At 45.4% G+C, this 20,968-nt stretch carries 16 protein-coding genes and 1 pseudogene; 11 read left to right on the top strand and 6 right to left on the bottom strand.

The window, feature by feature from the left end:
• From R7E38_RS21290 to R7E38_RS21275, 4 genes and pseudogenes are all read left to right on the top strand, one after another.
• Positions 1–71: pseudogene (locus R7E38_RS21290) on the top strand (elongation factor Tu); the annotation flags it as partial.
• A gap of 331 nt (positions 72–402) precedes the next feature.
• The gene (locus tag R7E38_RS21285; protein WP_005381360.1) at positions 403–591 is read left to right on the top strand and encodes a (2Fe-2S)-binding protein; all 189 of its coding nucleotides are present in this window, start codon (positions 403–405) and stop codon (positions 589–591) included.
• Between the two features lie 93 nt (positions 592–684).
• On the top strand, positions 685–1,161 hold the full coding sequence (gene bfr / locus R7E38_RS21280) for a bacterioferritin (protein WP_005381359.1): 477 nt from the start codon (positions 685–687) through the stop codon (positions 1,159–1,161).
• Positions 1,162–1,367: 206 nt separating this feature from the next.
• Positions 1,368–2,645 carry a malic enzyme-like NAD(P)-binding protein gene (locus R7E38_RS21275; RefSeq protein ID WP_025768085.1) on the top strand — a complete coding sequence of 426 codons (1,278 nt, stop codon included), beginning with the start codon at positions 1,368–1,370 and terminating at the stop codon, positions 2,643–2,645.
• 112 nt (positions 2,646–2,757) lie between these two features.
• On the opposite strand, the gene metJ is transcribed toward R7E38_RS21275, so the two are convergent.
• Positions 2,758–3,078 carry a met regulon transcriptional regulator MetJ gene (gene metJ / locus R7E38_RS21270; RefSeq protein WP_005381353.1) on the bottom strand — a complete coding sequence of 107 codons (321 nt, stop codon included), beginning with the start codon at positions 3,076–3,078 and terminating at the stop codon, positions 2,758–2,760.
• A gap of 225 nt (positions 3,079–3,303) precedes the next feature.
• On the opposite strand from metJ, the gene R7E38_RS21265 reads away from it, so the two are divergent.
• From R7E38_RS21265 to metF, 3 genes are all read left to right on the top strand, one after another.
• Entirely contained in the window at positions 3,304–4,464 is a 1,161-nt protein-coding gene (locus R7E38_RS21265) for an O-succinylhomoserine (thiol)-lyase (RefSeq protein ID WP_005381350.1), read from the top strand.
• Positions 4,465–4,479: 15 nt separating this feature from the next.
• Complete coding sequence (locus R7E38_RS21260; RefSeq protein WP_017633523.1) at positions 4,480–6,888, top strand: bifunctional aspartate kinase/homoserine dehydrogenase II; 2,409 nt, start codon at positions 4,480–4,482, stop codon at positions 6,886–6,888.
• 262 nt (positions 6,889–7,150) lie between these two features.
• On the top strand, positions 7,151–8,053 hold the full coding sequence (gene metF / locus R7E38_RS21255) for a methylenetetrahydrofolate reductase (RefSeq protein WP_005381345.1): 903 nt from the start codon (positions 7,151–7,153) through the stop codon (positions 8,051–8,053).
• A 70-nt stretch (positions 8,054–8,123) separates the two neighbouring features.
• Here the strand turns inward: metF and R7E38_RS21250 are convergent, their stop codons facing one another.
• From R7E38_RS21250 to argE, 3 genes are all read right to left on the bottom strand, one after another.
• Entirely contained in the window at positions 8,124–8,663 is a 540-nt protein-coding gene (locus R7E38_RS21250; RefSeq protein WP_005382791.1) for a PadR family transcriptional regulator, read from the bottom strand.
• A 425-nt stretch (positions 8,664–9,088) separates the two neighbouring features.
• On the bottom strand, positions 9,089–11,722 hold the full coding sequence (gene ppc / locus R7E38_RS21245) for a phosphoenolpyruvate carboxylase (RefSeq protein WP_005381336.1): 2,634 nt from the start codon (positions 11,720–11,722) through the stop codon (positions 9,089–9,091).
• A gap of 272 nt (positions 11,723–11,994) precedes the next feature.
• Complete coding sequence (argE, locus tag R7E38_RS21240; RefSeq protein ID WP_005381335.1) at positions 11,995–13,131, bottom strand: acetylornithine deacetylase; 1,137 nt, start codon at positions 13,129–13,131, stop codon at positions 11,995–11,997.
• 144 nt (positions 13,132–13,275) lie between these two features.
• Here argE and argC point away from each other — a divergent pair, with 144 nt between their 5' ends.
• The 4 genes from argC (at position 13,276) to argH (ending at position 18,509) form a co-directional block, all read left to right on the top strand.
• Positions 13,276–14,280, top strand: a complete 1,005-nt coding sequence (gene argC, locus R7E38_RS21235; RefSeq protein ID WP_017633525.1) for an N-acetyl-gamma-glutamyl-phosphate reductase — start codon at positions 13,276–13,278, stop codon at positions 14,278–14,280.
• 21 nt (positions 14,281–14,301) lie between these two features.
• The gene (argB, locus tag R7E38_RS21230) at positions 14,302–15,093 is read left to right on the top strand and encodes an acetylglutamate kinase (protein ID WP_137282407.1); all 792 of its coding nucleotides are present in this window, start codon (positions 14,302–14,304) and stop codon (positions 15,091–15,093) included.
• 84 nt (positions 15,094–15,177) lie between these two features.
• The gene (locus tag R7E38_RS21225) at positions 15,178–16,392 is read left to right on the top strand and encodes an argininosuccinate synthase (protein ID WP_005381332.1); all 1,215 of its coding nucleotides are present in this window, start codon (positions 15,178–15,180) and stop codon (positions 16,390–16,392) included.
• A 242-nt stretch (positions 16,393–16,634) separates the two neighbouring features.
• The gene (gene argH / locus R7E38_RS21220) at positions 16,635–18,509 is read left to right on the top strand and encodes an argininosuccinate lyase (protein ID WP_005381331.1); all 1,875 of its coding nucleotides are present in this window, start codon (positions 16,635–16,637) and stop codon (positions 18,507–18,509) included.
• A 194-nt stretch (positions 18,510–18,703) separates the two neighbouring features.
• On the opposite strand, the gene R7E38_RS21215 is transcribed toward argH, so the two are convergent.
• Positions 18,704–18,985, bottom strand: coding sequence for a DUF3624 domain-containing protein (locus tag R7E38_RS21215; protein WP_025768083.1), 282 nt, complete (start codon positions 18,983–18,985; stop codon positions 18,704–18,706).
• Between the two features lie 372 nt (positions 18,986–19,357).
• Entirely contained in the window at positions 19,358–20,830 is a 1,473-nt protein-coding gene (locus R7E38_RS21210; RefSeq protein ID WP_213971951.1) for a dihydrolipoyl dehydrogenase, read from the bottom strand.
• Between the last annotated feature and the right edge of the window lie 138 nt (positions 20,831–20,968).

Raw genomic sequence — 20,968 nt, 5'->3', positions numbered from 1 at the left:
GTCTACGTTTCGCGATCCGTGAAGGTGGCCGTACAGTAGGTGCTGGTGTTGTTGCTAAGATCTTCGACTAATTCATAACGAATTAAACGAAATCTTGCACTGTTCTTCTTTTTGAAGAAAGCGCATCGAAAAGGGAAGCTTAGGCTTCCCTTTTTCATTTCTAGATTACATTTAGTTATAAGTGTTGAAATAAAAGACGTCACTTTTTCGATTTAAAAACAGAGTTTTACCGACTTTATTTCTTAACGCTTTTACTCACCCCTCTTAACCCTTTGATCTTTTCCTGCAGCGGTAAAATCGTTATAACCAAATATTCTGAGCGGACACCATAATGCGACTGGTAACAAGAACTATTCTTGTTTATATTGTTTGTCACAGATTAGTTTTATAGGTTTTTTGAGTATGTACGTTTGTCTTTGCCATGGTGTCTCCGACAAAAAAATCAGGAAGTTGGCGATAGATGAAGGCGTAACAGATATTAAAGGAATCAAAAAGTGCACGGCATTGGGCAGCCAATGTGGTAAGTGCATCAGACAGGCCAAGGAAATTTTAGCGGAAACTAGTTACACGGAATTTAAACAAGCCAGCTAATTGCTGTAAGTATGCAGTAATTATTTGCCTTACATTTTGACACCTTCTCATTTGCTTCTACATTTAAATGAAGCCAAAGAGGAGGGTTTTGTCATGAAAGGCGATCCAATCATCATTCAACATCTCAATAAAGTGCTCGGTAACGAGCTCGTCGCTATTAATCAGTATTTTCTTCATGCCCGAATGTATAAAGACTGGGGCTTAAAGCACCTAGCAGACAAGGAATATCACGAATCTATCGATGAGATGAAACATGCCGATCATCTAATTGAGCGTATTTTGTTCCTTGAAGGCTTACCGAACCTACAAGATTTAGGTAAGTTGATGATTGGTGAAGATACCAAGGAAATGCTCGAGTGTGACTTAAAGCTTGAAATGGCGGCTATTCCAGATTTAAAAGATGCGATTGCTTACGCTGAAGACATTCGAGATTATGTGTCTCGAGATTTATTCCAAGACATTCTTGAAGATGAAGAAGAACATGTTGATTGGCTAGAGACGCAACTTGGCTTGATTGAAATGTCTGGTATTGAGAATTATCTCCAAGCGCAATACGTGGACGAAGAGTAACGATACTATCTAAGTTTGCATACTCCAATAATAGTAATAAGAAAGAGCACCTGACTCGAAAATCGGGTGCTTAACCCCGTTATCTGGTCTAATCTCTTTTATTATCGGCTTTTTAAGGATATTGCTCGCAATCTTGCCTATGAAGTTTGATTTCTATCCGATAGAATTTATGCCCCCTTACCTAAAAATAAAAAAGAGAAACGTCCATGTCTGAAGACAACCACCAAGCAGCCACTCCAGAAGAAGAACATCGCCAAAAAGCATTGGATTACCATGCTTATCCAACTCCAGGAAAGATTGCTGTCGAACTGACAAAGCCTGCGGAAACGGCGGGTGATCTTGCCCTTGCATACAGCCCAGGAGTTGCAGAGCCAGTGCGTGAAATCGCACAAAACCCGGATAACGTGTACAAGTACACTGCAAAAGGGAACATGGTTGCTGTTATTTCTAACGGTACCGCTATTCTAGGTCTAGGTAACCTAGGTCCACTTGCATCTAAGCCAGTGATGGAAGGTAAAGCGTTACTGTTTAAGCGTTTTGCAGGTCTTGACTCTATTGATATTGAAGTTAAGCACCGCACGATCGATGAATTTGTTGATACTGTTGCGAGCATTGCAGACACTTTTGGCGGTATTAACCTTGAAGATATTAAAGCACCAGACTGTTTTGAGATTGAAAAGCGTCTGATTGAACGTTGTGATGTACCAGTATTCCACGATGATCAACATGGTACTGCTATTGTAACGGCAGCGGGTATGCTGAATGCAATCGAACTTCAAGGTAAGAAACTTGAAGATTCAACAATTGTTTGTCTTGGCGCTGGCGCTGCCGCTGTAGCGTGTATGGAGCTTCTGATCAAATGCGGCGCAATGCGCGAAAAAATCTACATGCTAGATCGCAAAGGTGTGATTCACACTCGTCGTGATGATCTTAATGAATATAAGCAGCTATTTGCGAACAATACAGATAAGCGCACACTAGAAGACGTGATTGAAGGTGCAGATCTGTTCCTAGGTGTATCTGGTCCAAACCTATTGCCAGCGGAAGCGTTGAAGTTGATGGCAGATAAGCCAATCGTATTCGCATGTTCTAACCCGGATCCTGAAATCAAGCCGGAACTTGCTCACGCAGTTCGTGATGACTTGATCATGGGTACTGGCCGTAGTGATTATCCTAACCAAGTTAACAACGTATTGTGTTTCCCATTTATTTTCCGCGGTGCTCTTGATGTGCGTGCAAGTGAAATCAATGATGAAATGAAACTTGCAGCCGTTGAGGCGATTCGTGAGCTAGCAAAAGAGCCTGTACCTGAAGCCGTATTGAAGGCTGCAGGTGTTGATAAGCTAGAGTTTGGTGCGGACTATATTATTCCAAAACCAATGGATTCACGTTTGCTACCACGTGTTGCAAAAGCGGTTGCTCAGGCGGCGGTTAATTCAGGTGTAGCTCGTATCGAGATGCCTGCAAACTACATGGAAGAGTAATATATCTTTCTGATGTGATACATAAAAATGGGACGCTATTGCGTCCCATTTTTTATGTCATTCATTTGGCTCGAGGCAAGAGTTATTACCTGAAACATTTTATCAGGCTTTTTTATTCTTCGTCGAATGACTCAAATTCGATGCCCATTTCCGTCATCAGCGCTTTTACTTCTGTTGGAATATCATCAGGACGGTCTTTACGAAGGTCTTCATCTGTCGGAAGTGGCTGACCTGTGTACGCGTGCAAAAATGCCTCGCATAGCAATTCGCTATTGGTTGCATGGCGTAAGTTATTGATCTGACGGCGAGTACGCTCATCAGTTAGCACCTTTAAAACTTTTAGCGGGATAGAGACGGTAATTTTTTTTACTTGTTCGCTTTTTTTGCCGTGCTCTGCATATGGGCTAATGTATTCGCCATTCCAGTCAGCCATTGCACACCTTCATTTATGTAATCGGTTAAAAATAATTTAGGTGCTGATTTTAGCTGCATTTACCGCCATAAGCAAAGACATATAGACGTCTAGAAGTGTTGACGTCTCATTTTTTGACGAGTAAAGTGAACATAACAGCAAAGGAAGCGTGTTGATCACTTTATGTTACTCATTAGATATAGCGCATTCCTATTTAGAAGTCATTACCCGTGAAAGGATACACCCATGAGCACTCGCAAACCTGCGACCATTGCAGTACGCACTGGTATTGAATCAGACAGCCAATATCATGCTGTCGTTCCACCTATTTATCTTTCCACTAACTATGGTTTTCCTGCTTTTGGTGAAGTGCCCAAGTATGATTACACACGATCTGGTAATCCAAACCGCGGACTGTTGGAAAGTGCGCTATCTGAACTCGAGTCTGGAAAAGGAGCGGTTGTTACTAACTGCGGTACGTCGGCATTAAATTTATGGGTTTCCGCTTTTCTCGGCCCAGATGATCTCATCATTGCTCCTCACGATTGTTATGGTGGTACCTATCGTCTTTTTAATACCCGAGCTAATAAAGGCGATTTTAAGGTTCAGTTTGTCGATCAATCAGACGAACAGGCTTTAGATGCTGCATTGGCACAAAAACCAAAACTCATTTTGCTAGAAACTCCGTCAAACCCTCTGGTTCGCGTAGTGGATATTGCAGCTACTTGTGAAAAAGCGAAACAAGTCGGCGCGTTAGTTGCGGTGGACAATACCTTTTTGACACCCGTGTACCAAAAACCTTTAGAGCTAGGTGCGGATTTTGTTATCCACTCCACAACAAAGTACATCAACGGTCATTCGGACGTAATTGGTGGGGTAATCATCACCAACACAGAAGCGCATGCAGAAGAGCTTGCATGGTGGGGCAATTGTATTGGTGCAACGGGCACACCTTTCGATAGTTACATGACACTGCGAGGTATTCGTACGCTTGGTGCTCGTATGAAAGTACATGAAGAGAGCTCACAGCAGGTACTGGCTTACCTACAGAAACAAGCGTTAGTTAAAACTATCTATCATCCAAGCCTGCCGGAACATCCAGGTCACGACATTGCTAAAAAGCAGCAAACGGGCTTTGGCTCTATGTTGAGTTTTGAGTTTGCTGGTTCGTTTGAGCAGTTAAAGGTGTTTGTGAAAGAGCTCCAACTGTTTTCATTAGCTGAATCATTAGGTGGTGTAGAAAGTTTGATTTGCCACCCGGCATCCATGACTCACCGTGCAATGGGTGAGGAGGCACTGGCGGAGGCTGGGGTCTCTCATCAACTATTGCGTTTGTCTGTCGGTTTGGAAGATGCACAAGACCTCATCACAGATTTAGAACAAGCGTTCGCTAAAGCTACCCAGTAATAGGAGACGATAACAATGACTGTACAACGTCAGCTGCATAAGTTTGGTGGCAGTAGCTTAGCAAACCCAGAATGCTACTTACGCGTTGTGGGTATTCTCAAAGAGTATTCGACAGAAAATGATCTTGTGGTCGTCTCTGCTGCAGGAAAAACCACTAATCGCTTGATTGAGTTTTTGGAAGGGTTAAATAAAGATGGCCGAATTGCGCATGAAGCGCTTCAAAGCTTAAGACAGTTCCAAACTGAGCTAATAGAAAGCTTGTTGGAGAGTGAAGCAAAAGAAGAGCTGTTAGCTTTATTACATGATGAGTTCAGTACTCTCTCGGAGCTGACTGCACCACTCACTAATGCGCAAAAAGCTGCGGTACTGGGACACGGAGAAGTATGGTCTGCTCGCCTATTGGCCGCGTTATTATCTCAACGTTCTATCCCTGCGGTTGCACAAGATGCACGAGCGTTTTTACGTGCAGAAGCGGGAACTCAACCAGAGGTTGATCGCGCTCGTTCATACCCTTTAATTAAAGAGATCCTCGCGCAGCATAACCATAAACGTGTGGTAATTACTGGCTTTATGGCTCAGAACGAGGCAGGAGAAACCATTCTACTTGGTCGTAACGGCTCTGACTATTCTGCAACGGTCATAGGCGCGCTTGCTGAAGTCAGTACTGTCACGATTTGGAGTGATGTTGCTGGTGTTTATAGTGCCGATCCACGTTTGGTGTCTGACGCTTGTTTATTACCGTTACTTCGATTGGATGAAGCCAGTGAACTTGCTCGCTTAGCTGCCCCAGTGCTACACAGTCGTACGCTTCAGCCTGTGGCGCAAAGTACCATGGACCTTAATCTCAAGTGTAGCTATCTGCCAGAGTCGGGTTCTACTCGTATTGAGCGTGTATTGGCATCTGGTCGTGGCGCTAAAATTATTACTTCACTGGATGATGTTTTATTGGTGCAGTTGTCTTTCATGCATGGGCACGACTTCGAAAAAACACAGAGTGATGTATTACAAGCGTTGCAGCGCGCGCAATTAGAGCCACTGGCATTTGAAGCTCAATCCGATCAGCACACGCTACGCTTGGCTTACACCGCAGAAATCGCCGGTGGTGCATTGAAACACTTGCAAGAGCTTGCGGTAGAGGCTGAAATTAAGCTAAAAGAAGGTTACTCGCTCTTAGCTGCGGTAGGTGCAGGCGTTACGAAAAACGCCAATCATTGCTTTGGCTTTTATCAGAAGCTAAAGCACTCTCCGGTAGAATTTATCTCTGAAACAGACTCAGGGCTGAGCCTAGTCGCTGTTTTGCGCCGTACTGATACCGAGGCGTTGGTTCAAACGATTCATAGCCAGTTGTTCCAAGCGCAAAAACGCGTGGCAGTGGCTTTATGTGGCAAGGGTAATATTGGTTCTAGTTGGCTAAATTTATTTGCTACGCAAAAAAGTGAGCTCGAAAAACGTCATGGTATGAGCTTTGATCTTGTCGCGGTTGTGGATAGCCAAACCTATTGGTTCGATGAGCAAGGTATTGAGGCGGCGAGTGTTGCTGAACGATTTGATGATGAAAGCATAGCAAACAATGGGGATTGGCTGGCACGTTTGGGAGCACTTAAAAGCTATGATGAAGCCGTCGTGCTTGATGTTACCGCGAGTAAAGAGTTAGCTCAGCGCTACGTAGAAATCGCACAGCAAGGCATTCATTTGATTTCCGCTAACAAAGTGGCCGGTTCCGCAGATAGTCAGTACTACCATCAGGTTCAAGATGCATTCGCTAAAATTGGTCGTCATTGGCTATACAACGCAACGGTTGGTGCTGGGTTACCGATAAACCATACCGTGCGAGATCTTCGTGAAAGTGGGGATGAAATCGTCGCTCTATCGGGGATTTTCTCGGGGACGTTATCATGGCTGTTCCAACAGTTTGATGGTTCTGTACCATTTAATGATTTAGTCGATCTTGCTTGGCAGCAAGGGTTAACCGAACCTGACCCTCGTTCTGATTTAGATGGCTCCGATGTAATGCGTAAGTTAGTCATCTTGGCTCGAGAATCGGGCCTAGATATAGAACCAGACAGCGTTAAAGTTGAGTCTTTAGTGCCAGAAGAATTAAGAGAACTGAGCTTAGATGATTTCTTCGATAATGGAGCGTTGTTGAGTGAAATACTTCAAGAGCGTCTGACAAAAGCACAGAGAAACGATCAAGTGCTTCGCTATGTGGCGCGTTTAGAAAAAAATGGTAAAGCAACGGTGGGAGTCGAAGCGTTGTCTCGTGAGCACGCGCTCGCCAACTTATTGCCATGCGATAACATTTTTGCCATAGAGAGCAAGTGGTACAAAGATAACCCTCTGGTCATTCGAGGACCAGGCGCAGGCAGAGAAGTGACAGCCGGCGCTATTCAATCCGACCTCAACCGATTGGCTGGTTTATTTTAAAGTTGCGATTGACCTAAAAACCCTGGAATTAATCCAGGGTTTTTTATTCCCCTATCAGTGCCATACTGAAGTCATAACCCGTGCAAAATGGCGAGATGATGCTCAAGTAGAAACTTGAACTATCTTCATTATTAACTTGAGAAAAATTCATAATTACAAGGTTGACATTAAATCGTATTCAATACATTCTGTAGACATATAGACGTCTAAACGTCGATTTTAAGGATTTGTTTTCGTGGCGGAGTGCCGCAGGGAGAGTAAGATGGGATATACGCACGCAGGCCATATCGACGCCTTGAACCAGAATATTGCTGAGTTATCAGATAACATCAATGTATCGTTTGAGTTTTTTCCGCCAAGCAGCGCTAAGATGGAAGAAACACTTTGGAATTCAGTGCACCGTCTTAAAACGCTTCAACCTAAATTTGTTTCTGTGACTTACGGTGCGAACTCCGGCGAGCGTGACAGAACACACTCCATCATTAAAGAAATTAAAGCAACAACCGGATTGGTTGCCGCTCCCCATCTCACTTGTATTGATGCGACTCGTGAAGAGTTGATTAATATTGCCGATGATTATTGGAACAATGGTATTGAAAATATCGTCGCTCTGCGTGGTGATATTCCTCCAGGTGGCGGTGCGCCTGATATGTATGCCTCGGATTTGGTTGAGCTGCTGAAATCACGCCACGATTTCGATATCTCCGTTGCTGCATTCCCTGAGGTTCACCCTGAAGCTAAAAGCGCTCAGTCTGACTTATTGAACCTAAAACGTAAGGTAGATGCAGGTGCAAACCGTGCTATTACTCAGTTCTTTTTTGACGTTGAGTCTTACCTGCGATTCCGTGACCGTTGTGTCGCAGCAGGAATTGACGTAGAAATTGTGCCAGGAATTTTGCCTGTATCGAACTTTAAGCAAGCGTCTCGCTTTGCGGCACAGAACAATGTGAAAGTACCAGGATGGATGAGCAAACAATTCGATGGCTTGGATGATGATCCGGTGACTCGCCAGCTTGTAGGAGCTAGCCAAGCTATTGATATGGTGCGTGTACTGAGTCGTGAAGGGGTTAAGGACTTTCACTTCTACACACTAAACCGTGCAGAGATGACTTACGCGTTATGCCATACGTTGGGTGTTCGTCCTCGCGCAGTAGTCGGTGCGTAAATCTGGTTTCAAAAAGATAAAAGGCTTGCCAAGTGGCAAGCCTTTTTCGTTTTATCAAAGCAAAAGGAGTTTAACCAATCACTTCAAGTTCAGTTAGAACTTCTTCTGCCCAAGTGATCCAAGTTTCACGTAACAGAAGGTTACGGCGAAGCGTTAGACGTTCTAGGCGAGCTTGTTTATCTAAAGTTGACGGCGTTGCGTAGTAAGCCGCTTCAATTTCTTTGTAGTGAGAAACCAGTTTGCGAGACTCTTCAACTAGCTCGGCGAGTTGGTCACGGAATGGAGCCGCAGGTTGAACGGCACATGCCATCAATTTCGCTGAAAACTCATCACGAACTGTTGGGTGTGCAGTTGGTTGATCAAACCACTCTCCTAAAGCGCTGCGACCAGCGTCTGTAATGGAGTAAACCTTGCGGTCTGGTTTGCCTTCTTGGGGTTCTAATACGCAAGTAACCAGTTCTTTCTCAGCCATTTTGTTGAGTTCACGGTACACCTGTTGGTGGCTTGCTTTCCAGAAGTAACCGATGCTAGCAGAGAATTCTTTAGTGATATCGTAACCGGTTGCGTCGCGAGTGCTAAGAACAGTTAAGATTACGTGTGGTAATGACATGTCTTCAATCCAAATGGTCAATAAACTTGTAAACAAGCTACTTATACTTTCAGCTGCGCTCTTACTGGCACTTGAGTTTTTTAATGTATAAGTAGCACCAACAATGTTGGTCCTGTCACCTTAAAGCCGTTTATCACCTAGAGAGATGGGGAGTCCCATCAAGGCTGGAGCAGGTATGATTGGATTTATGAGCTCTCAGCAGGCAAGTAGTATATAAATAATAAGCATGAAGTGGAATAGTAGGACAAAATTACCCTAAAAAACTAACATAATAATCAATAGTGTTAACTTGTGGTTTTTTGTTCTTTTATTTTGGTATTTTTTGGGTCTATTATGGTTTATTTGACTGCTTTTGTTTTGGTGCGATTATCCTGTGATAAAAAAAAGCTGAGCATTTGCCCAGCTTTTTATTAAAAATGAAACGATTAGCCTGTGTTGCGCATACCAGCAGCAATACCAGCAATCGTCACCATCAACGCTTCTTCCAAGTTTGCAGAAGCTTCTTCGGTTTGACGCGTGCGGTATAGCAGCTCTGCTTGTAGCATATTCAATGGCTCAACGTAGATATTGCGTAAGCGAATAGACTCGAGTCCCCAAGGGTCATGCTGCATCAAGTTTTCATTGTTCTCTACATTCAGTACCGCTTTGATGTCTTCTTGAAGCTGAGCACGAAGCTTTTCACCGAGTGGACGGAGCGACTCATCCACCAATCGCTCATCGTAGTAGCGAGAGATATCAATATTACACTTCGAGTACACCATTTCCAGCATGCCGAGACGAGTTGAGAAAAATGGCCATTCGCGGCACATCTCTTCGAGCAATGCTTGGTGGCCTTTATCGATCGAGTATTGAATCGCTTCACCTGCGCCTAGCCATGCAGGAAGTACCAAACGGTTTTGACTCCATGAGAAGATCCACGGGATTGCACGTAAGCTTTCTACTCCGCCCTTAGGGTTGCGTTTTGCAGGACGAGAACCAAGTGGCAACTTGCCGAGTTCGAGTTCTGGTGTTGCTTGGCGGAAGTAAGGCACGAAATCTGGCTCGCCACGAACCACATTTCGGTAAGACTCACAGCTTACTTCTGATAGCACTTCCATCAAGTCGCGCCATTCTTGTTTTGGCTCCGGTGGCGGTAACAAGTTGGCTTCCAGAATCGCACTTGCATATAGGTTAAAGCTGTTTACTGCGACATCTGGGAGTCCCAGTTTAAAGCGGATCATTTCGCCTTGCTCTGTTACACGTAAACCGCCTTTCAAGCTTTTTGGTGGTTGCGACAAAAGCGCAGCATGCGCAGGTGCGCCACCGCGACCGACTGTGCCCCCACGACCATGGAATAGAGTTAGCTCAACGCCTTCTTCTTCAGCCACTTTAACTAACGATTCCATCGCATGATACTGAGCCCAACCAGCAGACATAACACCTGCATCTTTCGCTGAGTCAGAGTAACCAATCATGACCATCTGGTGGTTTTGGATAAAACCACGGTAAAGGTCAATCCCCATAAGCTGCTTGATGACCGATTCCGCGTTGTTCAAATCGTCTAGCGTTTCGAATAGAGGACACACATCCATGCGGTAAGGGCAACCAGCTTCTTGTAGCAGTAGATGAACGGCTAGTACGTCAGAGGCGGTACGTGCCATTGAAATAACGTAAGCGCCAAACGCTTCACGCGGTTGTGCTGCAACAATCTTGCAGGTATCCAAAACCTCTTTGACGGGTTCAGACGGTTCCCAATCACGAGGGAGAAGCGGACGTTTAGATGCAAGCTCGTTAGTTAGAAAAGCAATCTTATCTTGCTCACTCCATTGTTCGTAATCACCAATACCTAAGTAGCGAGTTAGTTCAGACAAGACGTCTGAGTGACGCGTGCTCTCTTGGCGGATATCAAGACGTACAAGATGGATACCAAATGCTTTTACGCGGCGTAGTGTATCCAGTAGTGAGCCGTTGGCTATTACACCCATGCCACATTCGTTTAGTGACTGGTAGCAGGCATACAGCGGTTCCCAAAGTTGCTCGACTTTTTGCAGTGGTGCTTTAACGGCCAGTTTTTGACCGTGGATCTTAGCATCGAGAATATCTTTGGTTTCATTGAGCAGAGTGCGTAATTGCTTCAGGATCGCACGGTATGGTTCGTGCTGATCTTCGCCAGCAAGTTCACGGACTTGATCGTTTGAAACTGTCATAGACAGCTCGCTGATCAACTCGTTAATGTCATTGAGATAAAGATCGGCGGCTTTCCAACGAGACAATAGTAAGACTTCACGCGTAACGTTGTGAGTAACAAACGGGTTACCGTCACGGTCACCGCCCATCCAAGAGGAGAAGTGCACTGGGCGAGCATCAATGGGTAAACCTTCTCCAAGGTAAGATTTTAGACGGTCATTCATCTCACGTAGGAAGTCCGGTACTGCTTCCCATAGCGAGTTTTCAACGACCGCAAAGCCCCATTTTGCTTCATCCAACGGAGTTGGGCGTTGTTGTCGAATCACGTCTGAATGCCAGCCTTGGGCAATCAGTTGCTCTAGGCGGCGTTCGGTTTTTCTGCGCTCTTTAGAAGAAAGATCGCTTAGCTCCAACTTTGATAAGCACTCGTTTATCTTGACCAGTTTGTTGATCATCGTACGGCGCGTAATTTCTGTTGGGTGAGCCGTCAATACCAATTCAATATTTAGATCACGAACCGCTTGGGCAGTGTCCAGTTTGCTCACATCGTTTTGTACCAGTTTAGAAAACAGCGAGTTAATCGCGTCTGGTTCACAAATGTGCTCTTCACAATGGCGTGAAATCGTGTGGTATTGCTCAGCGATATTGGTGAGGTTTAGAAATTGGTTAAACGCGCGAGTAACGGGCGTTAGCTGCTCATCAGGTAGATGTTTGATTTCTTCGATCAAGCTGTCCCTGTCTGCTTGATTCCCTGCTTGAGCTGATTTGGATAATTTACGAATGGTTTCCACTTTCTCGAAGATTTCTTCGCCATGGGCATCGCGAATGGTGTTACCCAATAAGTGGCCTAACATGCGCACATTACTTTTGAGTGCGGCGTATTTCTCGTTCATTGTCGTCCTGCCTCGTAAAAAAACTACATCCATTGTCCTTGTTAAGACTCCAATCTAGCGAAAAGCACCAGTTATAGTCAAATAAAGCAGACTAAGTTTGCAATTATTCCGCTGTCTCCTGATTTAGAGCAAATTTACGGCAGCCATAGAGTAAGAAGTGAAAATTAATTACAAAATAACAAGTTAAATAAGTGTTAAGACTAGCGCTAAATTGTGAAGATAAAAAGATGCAGCTCAATCGAGCTGCACAGACTTTTGAGCTTAAACGCGTATTAACAGCAGTACTTGACCATCGCCTTTGAAAGCACATCAATTGTGGGGTCGATAAAGTCGAAGGATAGAAACTCATCCGGTTGGTGGGCTTGGTCGATTGACCCAGGGCCGAGCACCAAGGTTGGACACAACTGCTGTAGAAATGGTGCTTCAGTACAGTAGTTCACGGTTTCTGAACTGGTTTGGCAGATCTCTTCAACACCACCAATAAATGGGTGGTCATGTTGGCATTCGTAACCTGGAATAGGCTCATGCAATGGAATAATCTCCAGTCTCCCTGGCCATTTCGCTTCGACTTCTTTTAATGCTCCGCGCAACATGTTCTCTAAACCATCAAGACTAATGCCGGGAAGAGGACGCACGTCGTAATGCAGCTCGCAGCAACCACAAATACGGTTAGCGCTGTCACCACCATGAATGTGTCCAAGATTTAGGGTTGGGCTTGGAATGGCAAAACCCGGATGGTGATATTCTTTAATCAATTTGTCACGCAGTTGCATCATGGCGAACATGACTTCATGCATGATCTCAATAGCGTTAACGCCAAGCGCTGGGTCCGATGAGTGACCGGACTTGCCTGTTACGCGAATGGCATTTGCCACATGCCCTTTATGACCTCGAATTGGTACAAGGCTGGTGGGTTCACCAATGATGCAGTAATCCGGCTTAAATGGGGCGTTTGCTGTGAAATGTCGCGCGCCCAACATGGTGGTCTCTTCGTCACAAGTGGCTAATACGTAAAGTGGTTTGCTCTGCTTGCTCCAATCGACTTTCTTCACTGCTTCATAAATAAAGGCGAAAAAGCCTTTCATGTCTGCTGTGCCTAAACCGTAGAAGCGGTTGTCTTTTTCCGTCAGTTTATGCGGATCAAAATTCCATCGCCCTTGATCGAATGGCACGGTATCACTATGGCCAGCAAGTAAAAGGCCACCTTCTCCCTCTCCCATACGTGCGATCATATTGTGCTTGCCTGGCTCGACTTCGATCACTTCAACGCTAAAACCCAGATCTTTAAACCAAGATGCGAGTTTTTCGATGACTTTTGCATTGCCCTGATCCCAGCTCGGATCCGTGGAGCTGATAGAAGAGGTGCTGATGAGTCCTTCATAGACCTCTAGAAAAGTTGGTAATTGCATGGATTCTTCAAATCTCCTGTTGACAGACAGACCACAAAAATGTAAAACACATATTAAATCATATTTAATGAATAAAAAATCAAAATAAAGCAAAAATTAAATATGAATAGTCATTTGAGCCTTTAAGTATATGGATGTCACACAATGCTAAAAACCACGATTATTGGAGCCAGCGGTTACACCGGCGCAGAGTTAGCGTTAATGGTTAATAAACACCCACAACTCACGCTATCAGGTTTATACGTTTCCGCCAACAGTGTTGATGCGGGAAAGAGCATCGCGCAGCTGCACGGTAAGCTAGCGGGCATCATTGATATGCCAGTTTTACCACTAACGGATCCACTGCAAATCGCTCAAGAATCGGACGTGGTGTTTTTGGCAACGGCTCACGAAGTCAGCCATGATTTAGCCCCAACTTTCTTGGAGGCAGGCTGTCAGGTATTCGATTTATCGGGTGCATTCCGTGTGAAAAGTGAAGGCTTTTACGACACTTTTTATGGCTTCGCACATCAACATAACAACTGGTTAGATAAAGCAGCATACGGCTTAGCTGAGTGGAACCAAGAATCAATAAAAACCACTCCTTTGATTGCAGTAGCAGGTTGCTACCCAACCGCTTCACAGCTTGCAATCAAACCTTTATTAGAACATGCGTTGCTCGATACCAACCAATGGCCAGTGATCAACGCAACCAGTGGTGTATCAGGTGCAGGGCGTAAAGCCTCCATGGTTAACAGCTTCTGTGAAGTGAGCTTGCAACCCTATGGTGTATTTAACCATCGTCACCAGCCAGAGATTGCTCAGCACTTGGGTTGCGATGTGATTTTTACTCCGCACCTCGGCAACTTTAAACGCGGCATTCTTGCCACTATCACCATGAAGCTTGCGCAAGGTGTGACAGAAGCACAAGTGGCACAGGCGTTTGAACAAGCTTATCAAGGCAAGCCTGCGGTGCGTCTTAAAGGCGACGGTATTCCACGTATTCAGGATGTCGAAAATACCCCTTTCTGTGATATCGGCTGGAAGGTACAAGGCGAACACATCATTGTGATTTCAGCTATCGACAACCTACTTAAAGGTGCATCGAGTCAAGCGATGCAATGTCTCAATATTCATTACGGTTACCCAGAACTGACAGCGTTGCTGTAGTCGTTGAAAGAGGGAAATGCGATGACGCAAACCAATCAAGCTCCTTTAGTCATTAAGCTAGGTGGTGCAGCTCTATCATGCACTCAAACCTTAAGCCAACTGTTTGGTGCCATTGCGGCTTACCAAAAATCGGCACAGCGACAAATCGCCATCGTTCATGGCGGTGGCTACCTAGTTGATGAGTTGATGGCAAAGCTTCAGCTTGAAACCGTAAAGAAAAACGGTTTACGCGTAACGCCATACGAGCAAATTCCTGTGATTGCAGGCGCGCTTGCGGGCACTGCGAATAAGCTACTTCAAGGTCAAGCGATTGCGGACGGTCTTAACGCTGTGGGCCTTAGCCTTGCGGATGGTGGTTTGTGTCTTGTTGAAGAACTTGACCCAGAACTCGGCGCGGTAGGCAAAGCATCACCGGGTGACTCAGCACTATTACAAGCGGTGCTAAACACAGGTGCACTGCCGATCATCAGTTCAATTGGTTTAACCAAAGATGGCCAGATGATGAATGTGAATGCTGATCAAGCAGCAGTCGCGGTTGCGGGCGCATTAGATGCGGAGTTAGTCCTGTTATCAGACGTGAGTGGTGTATTAGATGGAAAAGGCCATTTGATCAAAACCCTGTCAGAGCAGCAAGCTAACTCGTTGATCGATGGACATGTGATCACCGATGGCATGATCGTCAAAGTTAAAGCTGCTTTGGAGGCCGCCAATGATCTTGGCCGTCCAATTGAAGTCGCGACCTGGCGTTACCCAGAAAAATTAGCACAGTTATTCGCTGGTGAAAGTATTGGTACTCAATTCTTGCCTCAATAAGCATCAGCAAAAGAATTCAATATTAGGAAGTCGTAGTTGGCACTGACCGCCGAGCGCAGCGCCAGTTAAGTTTGGAGAAAAAACATGAGCAAAGTGAACGTAAATAAAGTGGTAGTCGCATACTCAGGCGGTCTAGATACTTCAGTAATTATCCCGTGGCTAAAAGAGAACTACGACTGTGAAGTAGTGGCTTTCGTTGCCGATGTTGGTCAAGGTGCCGAAGAGCTAGAAGGCATTGAAGCGAAAGCAAAAGCCTCTGGTGCTTCTGAGTGTTACATCGCGGACTTGAAAGAAGAAATGGTCGCAGACTACATTTACCCAACGCTAAAAACCGGCGCGTACTACGAAGGTAAGTACCTGCTAGGTACATCAATGGCGCGTCCAATCATTGCCAAAGCGCAGGTTGAAGTGGCACGTAAAGTGGGCGCGGACGCTCTGTGTCATGGCTGTACAGGTAAAGGTAACGACCAAGTACGTTTTGAAGGCGCATTCGCAGCACTAGCACCGGACTTACAAGTGATTGCACCTTGGCGTGAGTGGGACCTAGTGAGCCGTGAAGAGTGTTTGGATTACCTAGCTGAGCGTAATATTCCTTGCTCTGCGTCTCTTACTAAGATCTATTCACGTGATGCAAACGCATGGCACATTTCGACGGAAGGCGGCGTTTTAGAAGATACGTGGAACGCACCAAACGAAGACTGCTGGGTGTGGACTGTCGACCCAGAGCAAGCGCCAAATGAAGCGGAATACGTCACGCTGAAAGTAGAAAAAGGTGAAGTGGTCGAAGTTGATGGTGAAGTGATGACACCATATAACGCACTGGTTTACCTAAACGAGAAGGGCGCTAAGCACGGTGTTGGCCGTATCGATATCGTGGAAAACCGTCTTGTTGGGATGAAGTCTCGTGGTTGTTATGAAACACCGGGAGGCACCATCATGATGGAAGCGCTGCGTGCTGTAGAGCAGCTTGTGCTAGACAAATCATCATTCGAATTCCGTGAGGAGCTAGGTCTAAAAGCGTCTCACCTTGTATACGATGGCCGTTGGTTTACGCCACTATGTAAATCGATCCTTGCCGCTTCAGAAGAGCTAGCGCAAGACGTTAACGGTGAAGTGGTTGTTAAGCTCTACAAAGGTCAAGCGACAGTGACGCAAAAACGTTCTGACAACAGCTTGTATTCAGAAGAGTTCGCGACTTTTGGTGAAGATGAAGTTTACGACCAAAGCCATGCAGGTGGGTTCATCCGTCTTTACTCGCTATCAAGCCGTATTCGTGCATTGAACAGCCAGAAGAAATAATCCATTAACATCCATCTTGGATTGAATAAAGACCCGCCATTTATAGGCGGGTCTTTTGGTTTCTAAAAGCGAGTATCTAAAGTTTGTTTGAATATGTATGTAAAAATATTGAATTTATACTTTATTTTTTATCGAAATTGCCGTAACGTTGACCCATAAGAAAAAGTGAGCAAATGACCATCAAATTGGTTACTACTCATTCGAGAACGTTAGAGTAAGCAATAGTCATCAGGAGAGACGCAATGGCATTATGGGGCGGAAGATTTACCCAAGCGGCAGACACCAGATTTAAAGAGTTCAATGATTCGTTGCGTTTTGACTACCGATTGGCTGAGCAAGACATCGTAGGTTCAATCGCATGGTCTAAAGCTCTGCTTTCTGTTGATGTGCTATCGGCAGAAGAACAGCAAAAACTGGAACTTGCTTTAAATGAGCTGAAGTTAGAAGTGATGGAAGACCCTCACCAAATTCTTCGCTCTGATGCAGAAGATATCCACTCTTGGGTTGAACAGCAGCTAATCAGTAAAGTGGGAGATTTAGGTAAAAAACTCCACACTGGGCGTTCTCGGAATGACCAAGTCGCCACAGACTTGAAACTTTGGTGTCGTCAGCAAGGTCAGCAATTATTGATTGCTTTAGATCGCCTACAAGCACAAATGGTCCATGTTGCTAAACAGCACCAAGGCACCGTATTGCCAGGCTATACTCATCTTCAGCGTGCTCAACCTGTAACCTTTGCTCACTGGTGCTTGGCTTATGTTGAAATGTTCGAGCGTGACTACTCTCGTCTGAATGATGCCTTACAGCGTCTCGACACTTGTCCACTTGGCTCGGGTGCTTTAGCGGGAACGGCTTATCCGATTGATCGCGAACAATTAGCACATAATCTCGGTTTCCACCGTGCTACGCGTAATTCACTAGATTCGGTTTCAGATCGTGATCATGTGATGGAACTGATGTCGGTGGCGTCGATTTCTATGCTTCACCTTTCTCGTCTTGCAGAAGATATGATCTTCTACAATTCAGGCGAGTCAAACTTCATTGAGTTAGCGGATACGGTGACATCTGGTTCGTCATTAATGCCACAGAAGAAAAACCCAGATGCACTTGAGTTGATCCGTGGTAAGACAGGGCGTGTCTATGGCGCATTATCGAGCATGATGATGACAGTTAAAGCCTTGCCATTGGCGTACAACAAAGACATGCAGGAAGATAAAGAAGGGTTGTTTGACGCTTTAGATACATGGAACGACTGCATGGAAATGGCAGCTCTGTGTTTTGACGGTATTAAAGTGAATGGCGAGCGCACACTAGAAGCGGCGAAACAAGGTTACGCAAACTCGACAGAGTTAGCTGATTACCTAGTGGCGAAAGGCATCCCATTCCGTGAAGCTCACCACATCGTCGGTGTCGCGGTCGTTGGTGCTATTGCTAAAGGTTGTGCGCTAGAAGAGCTGTCTATCGAAGAGTTAAAAGCCTTCTCAGAGGTCATTGAAGCGGATGTGTATGACATTCTGACTATCGATTCGTGTTTGGAAAAGCGTTGTGCTTTGGGTGGTGTTTCGCCTCACCAGGTCGCTTACGCGGTAGAACAAGCGGATAAGCGCCTGAGCCAGCGTGACAGCTCGGCGGTGAAAGTGCGTCCTGCACGTTTGACGGACATTGAAACGTTGGAAGGTATGGTTGCTTACTGGGCGAACCTTGGTGAGAATCTTCCGCGCTCTCGTAATGAGCTCGTGAGAGATATTGGCTCTTTCGCGGTGGCTGAGCATCATGGTGAAGTGACGGGTTGCGCTTCTCTATATGTGTATGACTCAGGGTTGGCTGAAATACGCTCTCTTGGTATCGAAGCGGGCTGGCAAGGCCAAGGGCAGGGCAGTGCGATTGTGAACTATTTGGTTGAGAAAGCGCGCCAGATGGCGATCAAGAAAGTCTTTGTTCTAACGCGAACGCCTGAGTTCTTTATGAAGCAAAGCTTTTTACCGACATCGAAGTCATTACTGCCGGAGAAAGTTCTGAAAGATTGCGATCAGTGCCCACGTCAACATGCATGTGATGAGGTAGCGCTTGAGATCAATTTAATGGAGCAAGTGATCCAAAAAACGCATGTGGCATGAACTGAAGTTGTGGAGTGATTTTATTAGCATTCAATGACATAGTCATTTTCCTGTTTACTTACATCAGTATTCGCTAAAAAAATCGAAAAAATTTGGAACCTTTGAGAGGAAGCCCGGTCTATTAAAGTACCACTGCTTTTTCTTAGAAGAATCTAAGAGAGCCCCAGAACTGACATTGGTTTTGGGGCTTTTTTCTATCTGTCACTTTTCTCTTTTTTATTGGCCTTTTTTTGTCCCTTTCGACGTTGCCAAGGCAAGATGACAAAACGCATCCATAAGTGTAGAAACAACAAAACGTTGAAAGCGAAGCCGGCAAAGATCAAAGCGATCGACTCGATGCTTTGTGGATCATCTTTGAGCGTAAACCACCACACAATCCAACACAGTACAGAAAGTACCGTCAATTGATCCAAGCATCGTTGACAACGTCCAAGTTTTTTCCAAAACCAATGTTCCTCGCAGCGGCGACAAGTCATAGTGTTTTCCAAACCATTAGTGTTGCTTCAGATTATATATCTAACTAAATGGTGGAAAGCGTTTCTTACACGGGCTTAGAGCGCCATGACACAACCAAAAATGGAAAGTTAGCTTTGTAAAAGCTTTGTGGCACGTAATTGATGTATGGTGTGCTGTCAGTCTTTAACAGGAAATATAATGATGTCGACAGAGTTGAAACTTGCGCTGAGTATCGCTGGTGGGTTCTTTATGATCGGTGTTGTCGCGATTTATATGGTCAGCCGCTATGCAATGATGGCAGCGTAAGAGAGATTTTATTGCGCCGAAGTAGCAAAGCAAAGCCTCGTTGATGACGAGGCTTTGCTTTATATTTAGATAGAAGCCTGAAAGCGTTAGCAGCCAGGGCCGCAGTCAAGACAATGTTTCACCATTTCTGGCCCTAAGTGTAGTTTTGCATTCAAATCACGTAGAGCGGTGCGGACGCCTTCTTCAATCACTGGGTGATAGAAGGGCATATCTAACATCTCAGAAATCGTCATCCTATTTTGGTGCGCCCATGCTAAAAGGTGAGCAAGATGCTCTGCATTCGGGCCCATCATTTCTGCACCTAAAAAACGTCCAGTGCCTTGCTCTCCGTAGACATGCAGAATGCCTTTATTACGAAGCATGACGCGCGAACGTCCTTGATTTTCAAACGAGACTTCACCGGTTGCGAAACATCCACATGTGCCTAGACGTGTTTCTAGTTGTTTATATGTTTCTCCAACCATAGCAATTTGAGGGTCGGAGAACACGGCTGAAATTGGTGAGCGACGCAGACCCGCACGAATATCTGGGAAACGGCCTGCGTTGTCTCCAGCAATACGGCCTTGGTCAGCGGCTTCGTGCAGCAGTGGAATTTGGTTACTTGCATCACCTGCGATGAAGATGCTCTCTACCGAAGTTTGCAATGTGTAGTGATCCGCCGTTGGTACGCCACGTTCATCGAGAGCCACATTGGTGTTCTCGATCGCCAGCTTATCGACGTTTGGACGACGACCCGTTGCGGCCAATACGTAATCGACAACGAAAGTTTCTAATTCACCATCATGGTTGATGAATTGGATTTCGACCTTGTCTTCGCCGTCATTGTCTGACGAAGCAATGCGTTTCATACTTTCGACTTTTACATCTGCATCAAGGTAGAACTCTTCCTTAAAGGCTTTATCTGCATACGCCATCACCTCTGGGTCTGTCAGTGGGCCCACTTGTCCTCCAAGGCCAAAGAGCTTCACGTTTACTCCTAGGCGGTGTAAAGCCTGACCCAATTCAAGGCCGATGACTCCTGGGCCAAATACTGCCACTGACTCTGGTAAGTCATCCCAGTCAAATACATCATCGTTAATCACTAGGCGATCACCCAGTTCATTCCAAGCTGCCGGATATGCTGGACGAGATCCTGTCGCAATAACAATGCGCTGTGCGGTGACCTGAGTATGATCATCTATGATGAGAGTGTGGTCATCGGCAAACTTCGCGTAGCCCGATAGTTTGTTTTCAGCGGGAATATCATCGACACTTTCAAGCACAAAGCCAACAAAACGATCGCGTTCGCGCTTTACACGATCCATAACTTCTCGTCCGTTAATTCGTACTTCACCTTGCGGGTGTATCCCAAATCCAGGTGCTTTTTCGATTTGATGAACACTTTCTGCTGCCGCAATTAACAGCTTAGACGGCATGCATCCGACACGAGCACAGGTTGTTCCGTAGGGACCGCCCTCAATCATTACCACGCTGTTGGTATGAGCTTTTGCTGCTCGATAAGCACCAAGACCAGCCGTCCCGCCACCAATAATCGCTACGTCGACATTAACTTGTTTCATCGTGAACTCTCGCTTTTGTTCTAAGCCAAGCTAGCTACATTGAGCTTGGAGAGTGAATTGGATAGTTGAATCTGGATAAGTAGTCACCTTATTGGCAGATAACTACTTATCTAGACTAGTAGAAGAAGTGGTTTAGGG

Origin of the sequence: Vibrio sp. Vb2131 (genome assembly GCF_033338535.1) — a bacterium.
GTDB classification, from domain to species: domain Bacteria; phylum Pseudomonadota; class Gammaproteobacteria; order Enterobacterales; family Vibrionaceae; genus Vibrio; species Vibrio alginolyticus.
Note: the sequence above shows the minus strand (reverse complement) of the source record. Positions and strands in the feature narration are given on the sequence as shown.

Excerpts from the sequence above, each read along its gene's own strand:
- R7E38_RS21285 (WP_005381360.1), top strand. The coding sequence starts at position 403 with ATGTACGTTTGTCTTTGCCATGGTGTCTCCGACAAAAAAATCAGGAAG.
- bfr (WP_005381359.1), top strand. The coding sequence starts at position 685 with ATGAAAGGCGATCCAATCATCATTCAACATCTCAATAAAGTGCTCGGT.
- R7E38_RS21275 (WP_025768085.1), top strand. The coding sequence starts at position 1,368 with ATGTCTGAAGACAACCACCAAGCAGCCACTCCAGAAGAAGAACATCGC.
- metJ (WP_005381353.1), bottom strand. The coding sequence starts at position 3,078 with ATGGCTGACTGGAATGGCGAATACATTAGCCCATATGCAGAGCACGGC.
- R7E38_RS21265 (WP_005381350.1), top strand. The coding sequence starts at position 3,304 with ATGAGCACTCGCAAACCTGCGACCATTGCAGTACGCACTGGTATTGAA.
- R7E38_RS21260 (WP_017633523.1), top strand. The coding sequence starts at position 4,480 with ATGACTGTACAACGTCAGCTGCATAAGTTTGGTGGCAGTAGCTTAGCA.
- metF (WP_005381345.1), top strand. The coding sequence starts at position 7,151 with ATGGGATATACGCACGCAGGCCATATCGACGCCTTGAACCAGAATATT.
- R7E38_RS21250 (WP_005382791.1), bottom strand. The coding sequence starts at position 8,663 with ATGTCATTACCACACGTAATCTTAACTGTTCTTAGCACTCGCGACGCA.
- ppc (WP_005381336.1), bottom strand. The coding sequence starts at position 11,722 with ATGAACGAGAAATACGCCGCACTCAAAAGTAATGTGCGCATGTTAGGC.
- argE (WP_005381335.1), bottom strand. The coding sequence starts at position 13,131 with ATGCAATTACCAACTTTTCTAGAGGTCTATGAAGGACTCATCAGCACC.
- argC (WP_017633525.1), top strand. The coding sequence starts at position 13,276 with ATGCTAAAAACCACGATTATTGGAGCCAGCGGTTACACCGGCGCAGAG.
- argB (WP_137282407.1), top strand. The coding sequence starts at position 14,302 with ATGACGCAAACCAATCAAGCTCCTTTAGTCATTAAGCTAGGTGGTGCA.
- R7E38_RS21225 (WP_005381332.1), top strand. The coding sequence starts at position 15,178 with ATGAGCAAAGTGAACGTAAATAAAGTGGTAGTCGCATACTCAGGCGGT.
- argH (WP_005381331.1), top strand. The coding sequence starts at position 16,635 with ATGGCATTATGGGGCGGAAGATTTACCCAAGCGGCAGACACCAGATTT.
- R7E38_RS21215 (WP_025768083.1), bottom strand. The coding sequence starts at position 18,985 with ATGACTTGTCGCCGCTGCGAGGAACATTGGTTTTGGAAAAAACTTGGA.
- R7E38_RS21210 (WP_213971951.1), bottom strand. The coding sequence starts at position 20,830 with ATGAAACAAGTTAATGTCGACGTAGCGATTATTGGTGGCGGGACGGCT.